This is a genomic window from Streptomyces sp. YIM 121038 (assembly GCF_006088715.1).
Classification (GTDB): domain Bacteria; phylum Actinomycetota; class Actinomycetes; order Streptomycetales; family Streptomycetaceae; genus Streptomyces.
On record NZ_CP030771.1, the window covers coordinates 8,910,687 to 8,925,443 of the forward strand.

A 14,757-nucleotide genomic window follows, 5' to 3' on the forward strand; every position below is an offset into this window, starting at 1 on the left:
TTCGAAGGGCTGGTCAACTTCCTTTGTCGCGCCCTAGTGTTCGGTCGGCATGCGAAACAACTCGTCGAACGTACGGGGGCGATATGGCAAGCGGCGCACACGGCGAGCCCGGATCGGCGCAGCACATCGTGCATCTGGTGTCGTCGGGCGCGGCCACGTCACGGGCCGCTCTCGTACGGGAGCTGGGCCTCGCGCCGTCCACGGTCTCGCTGCGCGTCCAGGAGCTGGTGACCGCCGGGGTGCTCACCGAGTCCGGCGAGGGGGCCTCCCGGGGCGGGCGCCGCCCGAGGCTCCTGCGGGTGCGCACCCAGGGCGGGGTGGCGCTCGCCGCCGACCTCGGCAGCCACCACGCCCGGCTCGGCGCCGTCGACCTCGGCGGCCGCGTCCTCGGCCCCCTGGACCTGCCGCACGACATCACGGCCGGGCCCGAGCCGGTCGTCGACTGGCTGTGCGAGCGCGTGGCCGACCTCGCCGCCCGCGAGCGCGCGGTGGGCCGAGCCGTGCGCGCCCTCGGCGTCGCCTTCCCCGGCCCCGTCCGGCCGGGCGAGGGCTGTGTGCTCAGCCCCTCGCGGATGCCCGGCTGGCACCGCTTCCCGCTGCGCGAGGTGCTCACCGAACGCCTCGGTCTGCCCGTGACCGTCGAGAACGACGCCACGATGATGGCCGTCGGCGAGCACCGCACGGCCCGGCCCGAACTCGACCACCTCGTCGTGGTCAAGGCGGGCCGGGGCATCGGCAGCGGCGTCATCGCGGCGGGCCGCCCGCACGACGGCGCGGGCGGCGTGGCCGGGGACATCAGCCACGTCCGCATCGAGGCGGCGGGCGAGCGCCCGTGCAGCTGCGGCAACATCGGCTGCCTGGAGACCGTCGCGAGCGGCGCCGCGCTGATCCGCGAACTCGCCGCGCAGGGCGTCGAGGTGGCGTCCACGAGCGAACTCCTGAGGCTCGTCGCCGACGGCGACCCCCGGGCCACCACCCTGGTGCGCACCGCGGGTCGCCACATCGGCACGGTCCTGTCCGTCGTCGTGAACTTCTTCAACCCGCAGGCCGTGGCGCTCGGCGGCGTGCTCGCCACCGCCGAGCCGCTGGTCGCCGCCGTGCGCGGGGTCCTCTACGAACGCTGCCTGCCGCTCGCCACGGCGGACCTGGAGATCACCACCACGGTGACGGGACCGGACGCGGGGCTGCTCGGCGCGGGCCTCACCGCCCTGCGCGAGGAGCTGCCGACCGCACCCGCCCAGGAGCCGGGCGCGGCCCCGCGCGAGCAGTCCGCCCCCCGTCAGGAAGAGAGCGCCCGCACATGACCAGCACCGAGCCCGTCACCGGCCGCCCGCTGCGCATCGGCATCGGCGGCATCGGCATCGAGTCCTCCACGTTCTGCCCGCACCGCTCCACCACCGACGACTTCCGCCAGAGCCGTGGCCAGGAGCTGCTCGACCGCTACGCCTGGACCCGCCCGGACAGCGACCTCGCCCGCCTCGGCGGCCCCGTCGAGTGGGTGCCGCTCCTGCACGCCACGTCCCTGCCCGGCGGCCCCGTGGAAGCCGAGTCGTATCTGACCCTCAAGGACGAACTCGTCACCCGCGTCCGGCGGGCGGGCCCGCTCGACGGGCTCGTGTACGACATCCACGGCGCCATGAGCGTCGTCGGCCTCACCGACGCCGAGGCCGACCTCACGGAGGCGGTGCGCGCGGCCCTGGACTCCGCGGGCACCCCGGACGGCGGGAGCCGCCCCATGATCTCCGCGGCCATGGACCTGCACGGCAACGTCTCGCGGCGCTTCGCCGAGCCCGTCGACCTGCTCACCGCGCACCGCCTGGCCCCGCACGAGGACGCCTGGGAGACCCGCGAGCGCGCCGCCCGCAACCTGGTGCGCTGTCTGCGCGAGGGCAGGCGGCCGCACCGGGCGTGGGTGCAGGTGCCGGTGCTGCTCCCCGGCGAGAAGACCAGCACGCGCCTGGAGCCCGCCACGTCCCTGTACGCCTCGCTCGCCGGCATCGAGGAGCTGCCCGGCATCCTCGACGCGGCCCTGTGGGTGGGCTACGCCTGGGCCGACGAGCCGCGCTGCCGGGCCGCCGTCGTGGTCACCGGCGACGACGCGGGGCGGGCCGCCGCCGAGGCCGAGGGGCTCGCGCGCCGCTACTGGGCGGCGCGCCGCGACTTCGCCTTCGTCGGGCCGACCGGCAGCGCCGACGAGTGCATCGAGAAGGCGGTGGCGTCCGACCGGCGGCCCTTCCTCATCAGCGACTCCGGCGACAACCCCACCGCGGGCGGCGCGGGCGACCTCGCGTACATGCTGGCCCGGCTCCTGGCCAACGACACCGTCCGCTCCGGGCGCGTCACCGCCGTGCACCCCGGCATCACCGACCCCGTCGCCGTCGCCCAGTGCTTCGCGGCGGGCGTCGGCGCCGAGGTGACGCTGTCGGTGGGCGGCAAGGTCGACACGGGCCACGGCGGGCCGTACGAACTCACCGGCACCGTCGAGGCGTTGCAGCGCGCCACCGACCGGCAGGACCGGGCCGAGGGCGGCGCCTACGACCGGGGCGTCGGCATGGCGGCGGTCCGCGTCGGCGGGCTCACGCTGATCCTCGTCGCGCGCCGCAAGCCCTTCCACACCCTCGCCGACTTCCTCGGCCCCGCCGAAGGAGGCCTCGGGATCGACCCGAGGACGTACGACCTGGTCGTCGTGAAGATCGGCTATCTGGAGCCGGAGCTGTACGACATGGCCGCCGACTGGCTCCTCGCCCTCACCCCGGGCGGCGTCGACCAGGACCTCCACCGGCTCGGCCACCACCGGGTGGAGCGGCCCCTGTACCCCTTCGACGAGGACGCGTACGAGGACGGCGCGGGCCCCGACCTGACGGCGACCGCCCTGGCGCCGCTCGCCCCCTGAGATCCTGAGCCCCTCCGCAAGCGCCTCGGTCAGTGTCGCCCGTACGAGAGGAACCGTCCGCCATGAAGCGTGCCGCCACCCTGTCCGCCCTGGTCTGTCTGCTCGCCGTGACGGCGGCCGCGCCCGCCGCGCCCGGCGGCCACGGCACCGGGCACGGCACGGGCCGGGACAAGGGCCGGGACAAGGGCAGCCTCCTCGACTCCGTGCCGAAGCGGGGCGTGCTGCGTGTGTGCACCACCGGCGACTACCGCCCCTTCACGCACCGCGAGAGCGACGGCGGCTACCGGGGCATCGACATCGACATGGCCCGCGGCCTGGCCAAGTCCCTGGACGCGAAGCCGAAGTTCGTCGCCACCACCTGGAAGGAGATCGTCGACGGCGTGGCCGACCGCCGCTGCGACATCGCCATGGGCGGCATCTCCCTCACCCTGCCGCGCGCCCGCAAGGCGTACTTCAGCGAGCCGACCCGCGAGGACGGCAAGACCCCGATCGCGCGCTGCGCGGACAAGGACAAGTACGCCACGCTCGAACAGATCGACCGGCCCGGCACCCGGGTCGTCGTCAACCCCGGCGGTACGAACGAGCAGTTCGCCCGCGCCCACATCAAGCGGGCCACCCTCACCGTCCACCCGGACAACACCACGATCTTCCAGGAGATCGTCGACGGCCGCGCGGACGTGATGATGACCGACGCGAGCGAGACCCGCTACCAGGCCGAGCTCCACCCCGAACTGTGCTCGCTCCACCCGGACGAGCCGTTCACCTTCGCCGAGAAGGCCTACGCGCTCCCGCGCGGGGACGAGGAGTTCAAGGAGTACGTCGACCAGTTCGTGCACCTGGCGACCCACGACGGGACGTACGCGGCGTACGAGGCGGAGTGGATGAAGTAACGGTCGGGGACCGGCCCGGTACCGAACCCTGACAGTGTCTGCATGCACGCGCCAAACTGTGCGCATGTCCTTAGCAGAGCTGGCGAGCATGGCCGTCACCGCCATGACGACGGGGGTCGCCTCCGGTGCGGGAACCGCGGTGGTCGACGAGGTCAGAGAGCTGGTCCGGGGCCGCCTTGAGCGGTCCGAGGAGGGGCGCGGCGCCCTGCGCAGGCTGGACGCCGAACCGGCGCCGGACGGCGCGGCCGACGACGTCACCGCCCGGCTGACCGCGCTGCTCGAGGAGGACCCGGAGCTCGCCCGCAGGCTCCGGGCCGCCCTCGCGCCGGACGTGCCGCCCCCGCCCGCCGCCCCGCCGACCGTCCACCAGCAGATCACCATCGGCGGCAACGCCCACCGCAGCACCGTCGTCATCGGCCCCGTCGAACTGCCGCGCACACGCGGCATGTTGATCGCACTGACCAGCATCGGCGTCGTCCTGGCCGTGCTGCTCGTCCTCGGCTTCCGCAGCGTTCTGGACAGCCTCACGGACGACGACGGCGACGAGGACGGCGGGGGCTCCGGGAGCGGCCGGGTGACCGCGCTGCGACAGGAACCCGACGTCAGGGCGGTCCTGCCGGACTCCGCGGGCGTCGCACAGGGCTGGCAGACCACCCAGGCCGCCGACGTCCGCAAGGGCGCCCCGGAGTGCGGGAACGGCTGCGCGGGGGCCCTGTACACCGCCACCGTGCGGCACGAGAAGGAGAGCCCGCTCGCGGGGGTCTTCTTCCACGTCGAGGCGTACGACACCGCGGACCACGCGGCCGCGCGCTTCAAGGACCTGCGGGCGGACAAGGACCGGAACACCGACGTGCTCGACCCCCTGACGATCCAGCGGCTGGGCGACGAGAGCGTCGCGTACCGCAAGAACATCGTCAACGCGGCGAGCGCCGAGGCGGGCGCGCGCGTGGGCACGGTCGTCACCTGGACCACCTACCGCACCGGCGACGACTCCCTGGACCCCGCGACCCTCACCGCCCTCGCCCGCATGATCGTGGACCGCGCCCAACAGGCCCAGGACGGGCGGGAACCCACCGCCCGGGCCGGCCTCTGAGCACCGGGCACGGGCGGCGCCCGCGCACCCCGGGGTAATCCCTGGGCCCGTCCCCGATGCCGGGGCGCCCGGCGGCGGCCTACGGTGGCAGCCGCCGGAAGCTGAGGGGCGCCGCAGACGGCTGCGGTGAGCTTCGGGCGGGCCGGAGGTTTGCGCGATGCACCCATCCCGCAGGAACTGCGTCCACAGCGGGACGAGCGGGCGGCTCGCCTCGACCACCACCGACGACATCGACGCGCTCGTCGCCCGCCTGAAGGACCGCGAGCGCGTCGTCCTGCACTTCCACGGCGGACTCGTCGACGACACGCTGGGCTTCGTGACGGCCGAACGGCTCGCCCCGGTGTACGAGGCCGCGGGCGCCGAGCCGGTGTTCTTCGTGTGGAGCAGCGGCCTCCTCGAGGTGCTGCGCGGCAACCTGCCGCAGATCCTCAGCGAGGGCGTCTTCCAGACCCTCCTGAACCGGGTCGTGCGCTTCGCCTCCGGCGTCCTCTTCCAGCAGTCCGGCCGGCGCGCCCCCGGCGGCCTCGTCGTGCCGTCGACCCGGGCCGTGGCCCGTGAACTCGCCCTGCTGCGCACGGGACAGGAGCCGTACGCGCGCCTCACGCCGCCCGCCGAGGTCCCCGCGCTGGGCGAGGCCGAGCGCGTGCGCATCACCGCCGACCTCGCGGCGGACACCGAACTCGCCGAGCGCAACCGGGAGATCGTGGGCTCCGTCCTGCGCTCGGCTCCCGCGACGACCGCCGCGCGCGACATCGACGGGGGGCGCGCGGCGGTCGCCACCCTCATGTCCCCGGAGACCGTGGCCGAGCTCGCGGCGGAGACCGCCGACGCGGAGAACCGCAGGGCCGTGGTGACCTCCGCGCTCCTGGTGCGCAAGACGGTGCGCGTCGTCTCCGCCGTCGTCGCCCGCTTCCGGCACCACACCGACCACGGCCTGTACCCGACCGTCGTCGAGGAGATACTCCGCGAGTTCTACCTCGCCAACGTCGGCGCGGCCGTCTGGGACGCGATGAAGCGGCAGACCGCGGACACCTTCGCGGACGGCGCCCCGGACGCCGCGGGCGACACCCGCGCCGGACGTTACTTCCTCGACCGCTTCGGCCAGCTGCTCGCCTCGGGGAGCAGGCCCCGGGTGACCCTGGTCGGGCACAGCGCGGGCGCCGTCTTCATCGGCAACCTCCTCGGCGAGCTCGCCCGCAGGCGCGCCGACGCCGACGACCCGCTGCCGGAGGACTTCCGCGTCCACGACGTCGTCCTCCTCGCGCCCGCCTGCACCGTCGGTCAACTGGCCGACGTGGTGCGCCGCAGGGCCGAACTCTTCGACCGGCTGCGGATGTTCACCCTGACCGACGCGGCCGAACGCGCCGACCAGCTGGTGCCCTTCCTGTATCCGCGCTCCCTGCTGTACTTCGTCTCCGGCGTCCTGGAGCGCGGGCCCGAGGGGGAGAGCGCCGTGTCGCCGCTCGCGGGCCTGCAGCGCTGGTTCACAGCCGAGGGCGACACCGGCGGCGCGGACGCACGGGACCTGCGGACCTTCCTGCGCGCGGACGTCACCCGCACCGTGTGGTCGCCGGTGGACGGCGGCCCGGGACTCACCTCCGGCGCCCGCAGCCACGCCGGATTCGACGACGACCCGGAGGTCCTGGCCAGCCTGGCCCGGATGCTCGCCGACTGACGGCCGGGGGGACGGCTCCATCCAGGGGGAAAACTCGATGAACGACCTGCACTACGCCGTGGTCGTCGGAATCAACCGCTATCCGGCGATCAGCGACCTGCGCGGCGCCCGTGGCGACGCGGGCCGGTTCCGCGACTGGCTGGTGGACCCGGCCGGCGGCAACGTACCGGAGGACAACGTCGCCCTGGTCACGGCCACCGAGCGCGACGAGCGCGAGGCCGACGTGATGACCGCGGTGCCGACCCGCGAGGGTGTCAACCGGGCCCTGTACCTGGCCCACCGCGCGGTCCGGAAGGCCGTCGACGAGGGCGGCAACTGGGCCGACACGCGCCTGTACCTGTTCCTCGCCGGGCACGGCATCGCCCCGTTCGGCGGCGACGCCGCGCTGCTCATGGCCAACGCCGCGATCGACCTGCTCGGCAACCACATCGCCGTACGTCCCTACCTGTCCTGGTACGAGTCGGCGTCGCCGTTCCACGAGATCGTCTTCTTCGCCGACTGCTGCCGCACCCGCTTCGGCGGCGTCGCCGCCTTCGGCCCGCCGTTCACCGACACCACCGAGGCGCCCGACAAGGTCGAGTGCCTCGTCGGCTACGCGACCTCGCTCGGCGACCCGGCCTACGAACAGCAGGCGCCCGACCCGAACCAGTCCCGCGGGCACTTCACCAGCGCGCTGATCGAGGGCCTCCGCGGCGCGGGCGGCGGCACGGTCACGTCCGAGGGCAAGGTCACCTCCGACAGCCTCAGCGACTACGTGCGCCGCCACGTGGCGGACCGCACCGCGCGGCAACTCGTCCCGCAGGAGGCCCGGTTCCTGCGGGAGACCAGCACGCCCATCGTCTTCGCGGAAGGCCTGCGGGGCATCGGCTCCTACCCGGTGACGCTGCGCTTCCCCGCGGGCTTCCACGGCTGGGTGGAGCTGCGCGGCCGCGACGTCTCGCCGCCGCGCAGGCTGTACGTCGACGGGAGCGGCGGCGCCGACCACGTCGAGCCGCTCGTGCCGGGCCTGTACAAGGTCGTCCCGGAGAGCCCGGCCGCGCCGGACTTCCGGGACGGCGGATTCTTCGAGGTCGTCACCGGAGGTGGCCGCGGTGTCCAGTTCTGAACAGGCCCGCCCCGAGGTGCCGTTCGTCGTCATCCCCGACACCCCGTCCGTCCTGGTCACCGTCACCGACGAGGCACTGCGCGAGGTCGCCTCCGGCATCGGCACCATCGAGACGACCGTGACGCCCGGCATCTACCGCATCGAGCAGCGCTTCGCGGGCGCCGTCGCCACCCGGTTCGTCGAGGTCGGCGACGAGGCGTTCACGGAGCGCCTGCCGCTGCCCCGGGTCCCGGCCCCGGCGCCCGTGCGGCGGACCGCCACCACCCACGACGAGCACGGGGCCGCTGCGCTGCGCTGGAGCCGGGAGTCCACGCACGGCACGGGCGCGCCCAGCCTGATGGTGCTGCTGCGCAATCTGCGCCCCGCCCTGCGGCTCGACCCGTACGCCCTGCAGATCGCCGCGGAGAGCGGCGCGGCCGTGGACGGCGGCGAGGTCGGCTGGCGCGTCGACGAGCAGCAGGGCTGGTCGGCGTGGAGCGCCCCGCTGGCGCCCGGCGGCTACCGGCTCCGGCTGCGCAGGCCGTCCGGTGAGGGCCTGCCGCTGGCCCAGGCGCTGTGGGTGTCCGAGGGCTGGACCACGCTCGTCTTCGTCAGCAACAGCACGCGCGGTGCCCAGCCCCAGCACGCCTCCGTGGAGATGGCGCCGCTCGGCAGCGGCTGGAGCCCCGTCGACGAGGAGCTGGGCCTCGCCCGCGAGGCGGCGCTCTCCGGGCTGCGCCAGGGCATCGACCTCATCTCGGACCAGCAGCTCCTGCCGATGCTGGACTCGCGGCGCGCCGACCCGTTCCTCGGCGTCGTGGGCGCGCACGCGATGCTGCTCGACCACAGGCCCGATCTGCGGCGGCTCGACGAGGTGGTGCGGCGGCTCACCCCGCACCTGCCCGGACACCCGGACGTCGCCGCCCTGCGCACCCTGACCGACGGGCCGCCCGCGCGGATCGCGTCGCCGCCCATGCTGGCGGCCTCCTGCCGCCTGCTCATCGCGGCGGACGCGGCCGACCCAGGAGTGATCGAGGACGACTCCGTGGCGGAGGGCGTCGCCGAGCGCCTGGTGGGGCGCGGGGTGTGGACGACCTGGCTGGAGCAGGAGCGCTGGCCCGGCGCCGTCGCGGCCCGCGGCGGACCCGTGCCGCGCGGCGCGGGCGGCGCCCGGCCGCTGGCGGCCGACGCGGTCAGCCGCGTCCAGGCCTACGTCCAGGAGATCGCGGACCTGGAGGGCCGGGCCGTGGCCGATGTGCTGCACACCGTGTCGCGGGACGAGCTGTGCCGCAGGACGGGCCTGCCGCACCGGCCCGTGGAGCGGGCGATCGAGGGGCTGCGGGGGACCGGGGACGGGTGAGGGACGTGCCCGCCGGTGCGGCGGGCGCCGGGGGAGCGGGGCTGAGCCACGCGGGGGGTGGTTCAGCCCCTCCGCGTGTCCTCCGTACGTCCTTCGCGCGTCCGGAGCCGCTGCGCATGTCCGCAGGGTGCCCGAGGGATGCCCGGCCGGTGCTCGGCCCGGACCGGCCTGTGCCCTGGGCATGCCCGGCCGGTGCCCGGTGGGGGCCCGACGGGTGCCCGGGCGGGTGAAAGCCCCGTCCAGGGCGTGAGCGGACCAAAGCGGCGGCCTGTCGGCCGACGCGTCGCTCAACCAGGGGAGTTCCCCCTTCTCCCCGCATCCTGGACGAGGCAGGTCCATCCTGACGCGCGGGCGTCACCGCCGCGTCACACCGTCGCGTGCCGCAGCATTTCCGAGAACTGCCCGGACGGTTCGACGCCGAGCTCCCCGCGCAGCAGCCCGCGGAACCTCTCGTACTGCCGCACGGCCTCGGTCAGGTTGTGCTCCGCGAGGTGGACGGAGACCACCGCGCGATGGGCGCTCTCCCGCAGCGGGTCGATGCGGGTGCTCTCCAGGGCCGCCTCCAGGGCGGGGCCGTAGGCGCGCATCGCCACGAGCCGCGCCGACAGGTCCTCCAGGGCGTGCAGCCGCAGCTGGTGCAGCCGCTCCCGCTCGAAGGCCACCCAGTCCTGCTGCCAGCCGGGCAGCAACTCGCCCCCGCAGAGCAGGACTTCGTACGCCGAGCGCAGCCGCACCGGAGCCCCCGCGAGGACCTGGCGCGCGGCCGCCGTGAAGTCCTGGACGTCGACGCGCACCTTGCGGCTGAGCGCCAGGGCGCCGCCGCGCGCGTCCGACAGGGCCGAACCCGCCCCGTTCAGGCGCCACATGGCGGTCCGCAGACTGGCGCGGGCCCGTGCCTCGGTGGCGTCCGGCCACAGCATCCCCGCGAGCGCCGAGCGCGTGGCCGTGCCGCACAGCGCGAGCCGGGCGAGGACCTGCTGCCCGCTGGCGGGCACCTCCACCGGGTCGCCGCCCCAGCCGCAACAGCACGCGCAGTCGCTGTCGGTCCCGCGGAGCTCACCGCTCGCCGGGCCCTCACGGGTGAGGAGAAAACCGCCGAGCAGTCGCAGTCGCAGCGCGGGCCGTTCGTCACCGGCCGTCGCGCACGTGAACGAAGCCATCGAGCCACCTCCAGGGGTCCCGCTGACGCCCTGCCGTCCGGCACGAACGTACGGGCCGGGGCGGCCGTGCGCCTCCGGGAGCGTGCCGGGGTTTACCCCGGTGTGCCCGTGAGCGGGCCGTGGCGCCGCCCGTCACCCCGCCGAGGGCGACGACCGGTCCTGGGGGCCGAGCCGCTGGACCAGGCCGATCCGCGAGGTGATGCCGAGCTTGGCGTACGTATGGCCCAGGTGGTACTCGATGGTCTTGACGCTCAGGGCGAGGGCGGTGGCGATCTGCCGGTTGGTGAGGCCCTGCGCGGCCAGGCGCGCCACCGCGAGCTCCTGCGGGGTGAGCGCCCCGTCGAGGTCGTCGCCGACGCCGTCCTGCCCCCGCCCGTCGGCCGCGAGCGGCGGTGCCGCCCGCCCGCAGGCGCTGAGTTCCCGCACGCACCGGGCCCGGTAGGGCAGCGCCCCGAGCCCCGTCATCGCCGTGTGCGCCGCCTGGAGCTGGGCGATGGCCAGGGACCTGCGGCCGATGCGGCGCAGGAACGCGCCGTGGTCGAGCGCCACCCGGGCCCGCAGATACGGCAGCGGGGCCTGTGCCGCGTGGTCCTGCGCGCGGGCGTACGCCGCCTGGGCGCGCTGGGGTTCGCGGCGGGCGGCCAGCAGATTGCCGCGGATCCGCGCGGCCGAGGCGAGCGCCGAGTGCAGCCCGCGCGCCCGCGCGAGCTCCTCGTAGGGACCGAGGACCGCCTCCGCCTCGTCGAGCTCCCCGAGCTGGACGAGGGCGTCGACGAGCAGCGGCTGCCAGTCCACGACGCCGGGTTCGTTGACGCCGTCCTGCGCGGCGAAGCCGAGCAGCGGACGCAGGGCCTCCACGACGGCCCGCGGTTCGCCGCGCGCGTCCGCGCAGTGCCCCTGGGCGCACACGCCGTACGCGTACGCCACGGGTGTCTCCGCGCCGCCGGGCCCCTCGCCCGCCGTGCGCAGGTGCTCCGCCGCCCGGTCGAAGGCGCCGCGGGCGGCGAGGATCTGCGCGGCGACGCCGTGCGTGACCGGCTTGAGCCACCACTGGTCGGCGTCGTCGGCGATGGACGCCGCGGACTCGGCGTGGATCAGCGCCTCGTCCCACTCGCCGAGCCGGTACAGGGTCTGGGCGAGCGCCGAGGTGGAGAGCAGCCGCAGCGGGACCGTCGTCGCCCGGCAGTTGGCGACGGCGCCGCGCAGGTCGTGGCGCGCCCCGTGCAGGTCGTCCGACCACAGCCGCAGCTCGCCCCGCGCGAGCAGCAGGTCGATGCTCTTGAGCGGCACGATCATCGGGTCCGGCAGGTCCGCGGCGAGCGCGATGCCCTCCTTCGCGCGGCCGCTCAGGCCGAGCGCGATGAGGTGGTTGAAGCGCAGCATCCGGCTCGGCCCCTGCGCGGTGGACAGGCGCTGGGCGCGCTCGGCCCACCGCGCGGCCGACGCGGCCTGGCCGCACATGACGGCGGCGTAGCTGAGCTGCTCGGCCGCGCGCGCCGCGAGCGCGGGCTCGCGCTCCTGGTCACACTGCTCCCAGGCGTCGACGAGCAGCGTCCACGCCGCCTGGGTGCGGCCCTGGACGCGGGCCACATAGCCGCGGACGTAGCCGCGCAGCGCCGGATCCGCGCACTCGGACAGGCCGGTGGCCAGCTCCGCGGCCTCCTGGACACGGCCGTCCAGCAGCAGCGCCTCGACGGACTCCACGGCGAGCCGGTCCCGCTCCCGGGGGCTCGTCGCCACCCGCGACGCGTGCCGCAGATGGGTTCCGGCGACGGCCCACTGGCCGGTGGCCGCCTCGCGGCGCGCGCAGGCGGCGAGCGCCGCGGCGAGCTGCTCGTCGGGCCCGGTGGCGGCAAGCACCCGGTGGCGCAGCGTCGAGTACTCGTCGGTGACCAGGGCGGCGGCCCGGGTGTGCAGGGCCGCGCGCTGGGCGGGGCCGATGTCCTGGTAGACCGCCGCGTGCACCAGGGGGTGCGGGAAGGAGATCTCCGGCGCGCCGGGCCCGCCGTGCGCCTCGCGGAGCAGCCCGGCCTTGACGGCCCGCTCCAGGGCGGGCAGCGGCTGGGCGACCTTGGCGAGCCGCGCGGCGACCTGTAATCGGCAGGAGAGCCCGAGCACGCTGACCGCCTGCACCAGGCGCTGGGCCTGCGTCCCGCACCCGGCGAGGTTGGCGAGCACCAGCATGGCGTACGAGCGCGGCGCGGGCAGCGGGGTCGTGACGTCGAGCAGCACGGCGGACGGCACCTGGTCGAGCAGCGCGCGGGCGTGCAGCGGATTGCCGTGGGTGTGGGTGTGCAGCCTCAAGGACGCCGAGTGCGGCATCCGGGCCACGCCCAACCGGTCGCTGAGCGCGGCCAGTTCGTCCGGACTGAGGCCGTCGAGGGCGAGCCGTCGCGTGCGCGCGTCGGTGAGGAGCCTGCGCAGCCCCTCGGGCAGCGCGGGGACGTGCGGGTCGCGCAGCGCGACGACGGCGAGGACCCGGTCGTGGCGCAGGCGGCGCAGCGCGAACGTGAGCGCGTTCAGGGACTCGGGGTCGGCCCAGTGCGCGTCGTCGACGACGAGGACGACGGGTCCCTTGCCCTGCACCTCGCTGAGCAGGTCGATGAGTCCGAAGCCGGCGGAGAGCGCCGGGAGGTTCGCGTGCAGCGACTGCGGGGTGCGCACGAGTCCCGCCAGGGTCTCCGGCACCGGCAGCGGGCTCTGCCCGACGAGCTGGGCGAGGACGCCGCACGGCAGCGCGCTCTCGTTCTCCTCGCCGCTCGCGTGCAGCACGCACGTGTCGTCGTCCACGGTGTCGAGGAAGCGGCGCACGAGGGCCGTCTTGCCGATGCCGCCGGGGCCCTCCAGCAGGACGAGGCGCGGTGTGCCCGCGACGGCGGCCTCGAAGTCGGCGCGCAGCGCGGCGAGTTCGGGCGCGCGCCCGCAGAAGGCGTCGTCGGGTACGGCGGGGTGGTGGAGGTCGTGCGCCGCGTCCTCGAGTGTCATCGCCGCCCCCGCGCACCGGCAGCGGCCACGGGGGGCCTGTGGGAGAGGGCGACCCGTGCCGAACACATGGCCATGGACCCCACGATGGTGGCCAACGCACCCTGTGCACAAGCCAATTGCCCGGATCCGTGGCCATGTGGGGTGCCCGGCGGGGCGGTGGACTACGGCGTGTCGTCGGGGGCCGGGTCCCCCAGGGCGAAGGCCTCAGGAAGCGGCGGTTCGAGGAGCGAGAGCAGTTCCAGCCAGCCGTGGAACGGCCGCGGCGGGCTCTTGGGGTGCTCGGAGTTCTCCGTGTTCTCGCACACGACGTTCCCGCACACCCCCTCATGCGACCGGTACACCTCGATGACGTAGCGCACAACGCCTCCCGGGGCCGCTGCGGGGCGTGAGCCGTGACGCGTGACGACGGCGAAGGACGTGACGCGTGACGGCCGTGACGCATGGCAAGGGCGACCAGGATAGGAGCCCGCGCGCGGCCGCCGCGTCGGTGCGGCACCTAGGGAAGTCCCTAGGGTGGAAAGGGAGGTGCGTCCGGGGCGGGTGGGTCGCGCGTGAGTCCCAGGGGCGCCGGGCTCAGCGCTCCCAGGCGCGCGCCAGCTGGGCCCGCAGCAGCGGCACGGGGCTGTCGTCGTCCCCGTACAGGCGGTCGGCCAGCCGCAGGGCGGTGTCGTAGCGGGCCAGGAGCAGCCCGCGCTCGGCCACCGCCGGGGCGTGCCCGGCCGCGGCGGCCACCCGCGCGGCCGCCGCGGCGCCGAGGGACAGGGCGAGCCCGGCGACGTCCTCGGCGGGGTCGCCCACGACGGCGTCCGCCCAGTCGAGCACGCCGCTGACCCGGCCCGAGGAACTCACCAGCAGGTGCTCGCCCTTGAGGTCGTTGTGCAACACCACCGGGGCGATGGCGGGCGCGGGGTGGGCCGTGGCGTCGACGGTGAGGCCGCCGGGGACCTCGCCGTCGGCGGCGAGCCGGGCCAGGGCGCGTCCGGCCGCCGCGCCGAGCGCGTCCAGGGAGCGTGACGGCCGCGCGGGCAGCGCGGGAGCGGCCGCCGTGCGCAGCGCCCCGAGCAGCCGGGCCAGGTCCCGCTCGCCTTCCGGCCCGACCGGGCGGCGCTCGGCGGAGACTCCCGGCAGCCGTACGTCGACGGTGTAGGTGAGCCCCGGCGCCCACGAGCCGGACGCGACGCTCGCGGGCACGGCCACCGGCAGCAGGGAACGCAGCGCGTCCCGCAGGGCCAGTTCGCGCCGCTGCCTGCCCGTCGTGTCCGTGTCCAGGGCGATGCGCAGCACGTACCGGTCTCCCACCCACCAGGTGGAGTGCTCACCCCCCTCGGCCACGGGCGCGACGGGCAGGCCCTGTTCCTGCGGCAGCGCCTCGCGGACGAGGGCGCGGGCGTCGGCGGGCGCGGGCTGACGGGGGGTGGAGCCGGAGTGCATGCCGCCGATCATGGCAGGGGTGACTCGTCCGGGTGAACCGAATTCCGGGGCACGCCACCCGAGCCTCACCCGCACGCCGTGAGGCACGTGCGCCGGGCCCGGGTTGGCGGGCGTGTGCCAGGCCCGGGTTGGCAGGGTGTGCCGGGCCCCGGGGCGGCGGGCGTGGGCTGGGCCCGGGGCGGCAGG

Annotated in this window: 11 protein-coding genes; 7 read left to right on the plus strand and 4 right to left on the minus strand. The window is 75.5% G+C overall.

Annotated elements, in window-relative coordinates; translation table 11 throughout:
• The first annotated feature begins 83 nt into the window (after window positions 1-83).
• From C9F11_RS37100 to C9F11_RS37130, 7 genes are all read left to right on the plus strand, one after another.
• The gene (locus C9F11_RS37100) at window positions 84-1,304 is read left to right on the plus strand and encodes an ROK family protein (RefSeq protein ID WP_138964019.1); all 1,221 of its coding nucleotides are present in this window, start codon (window positions 84-86) and stop codon (window positions 1,302-1,304) included.
• A complete protein-coding gene (locus C9F11_RS37105) occupies window positions 1,301-2,893 on the plus strand; it encodes a M81 family metallopeptidase (RefSeq protein WP_138964021.1) in 1,593 nt (530 codons plus the stop codon). Before C9F11_RS37100 ends, C9F11_RS37105 begins: the two co-directional genes overlap by 4 nt.
• A 62-nt stretch (window positions 2,894-2,955) precedes the next feature.
• Window positions 2,956-3,783 carry a transporter substrate-binding domain-containing protein gene (locus C9F11_RS37110; RefSeq protein ID WP_138964023.1) on the plus strand — a complete coding sequence of 276 codons (828 nt, stop codon included), beginning with the start codon at window positions 2,956-2,958 and terminating at the stop codon, window positions 3,781-3,783.
• 64 nt (window positions 3,784-3,847) lie between these two features.
• The gene (locus tag C9F11_RS37115) at window positions 3,848-4,876 is read left to right on the plus strand and encodes a hypothetical protein (protein ID WP_138964025.1); all 1,029 of its coding nucleotides are present in this window, start codon (window positions 3,848-3,850) and stop codon (window positions 4,874-4,876) included.
• 157 nt (window positions 4,877-5,033) lie between these two features.
• Window positions 5,034-6,551: a hypothetical protein gene (locus tag C9F11_RS37120; RefSeq protein ID WP_138964027.1), complete on the plus strand. Its 1,518-nt coding sequence runs from the start codon at window positions 5,034-5,036 to the stop codon at window positions 6,549-6,551.
• Between the two features lie 37 nt (window positions 6,552-6,588).
• On the plus strand, window positions 6,589-7,656 hold the full coding sequence (locus C9F11_RS37125; RefSeq protein ID WP_138964029.1) for a caspase family protein: 1,068 nt from the start codon (window positions 6,589-6,591) through the stop codon (window positions 7,654-7,656).
• The gene (locus C9F11_RS37130; protein ID WP_138964031.1) at window positions 7,643-8,995 is read left to right on the plus strand and encodes a hypothetical protein; all 1,353 of its coding nucleotides are present in this window, start codon (window positions 7,643-7,645) and stop codon (window positions 8,993-8,995) included. The genes C9F11_RS37125 and C9F11_RS37130 overlap by 14 nt, the downstream gene beginning before the upstream one ends.
• A 365-nt stretch (window positions 8,996-9,360) precedes the next feature.
• Here the strand turns inward: C9F11_RS37130 and C9F11_RS37135 are convergent, their stop codons facing one another.
• The 4 genes from C9F11_RS37135 to C9F11_RS37150 form a co-directional block, all read right to left on the minus strand.
• Complete coding sequence (locus C9F11_RS37135) at window positions 9,361-10,155, minus strand: BTAD domain-containing putative transcriptional regulator (RefSeq protein ID WP_138964033.1); 795 nt, start codon at window positions 10,153-10,155, stop codon at window positions 9,361-9,363.
• Window positions 10,156-10,287: 132 nt separating this feature from the next.
• Window positions 10,288-13,140, minus strand: coding sequence for a LuxR family transcriptional regulator (locus C9F11_RS37140; protein WP_138964035.1), 2,853 nt, complete (start codon window positions 13,138-13,140; stop codon window positions 10,288-10,290).
• A gap of 161 nt (window positions 13,141-13,301) precedes the next feature.
• Window positions 13,302-13,499: a hypothetical protein gene (locus tag C9F11_RS37145; RefSeq protein ID WP_138964037.1), complete on the minus strand. Its 198-nt coding sequence runs from the start codon at window positions 13,497-13,499 to the stop codon at window positions 13,302-13,304.
• A 214-nt stretch (window positions 13,500-13,713) separates the two neighbouring features.
• Window positions 13,714-14,571, minus strand: coding sequence for an aminoglycoside phosphotransferase family protein (locus tag C9F11_RS37150; RefSeq protein ID WP_249402043.1), 858 nt, complete (start codon window positions 14,569-14,571; stop codon window positions 13,714-13,716).
• Between the last annotated feature and the right edge of the window lie 186 nt (window positions 14,572-14,757).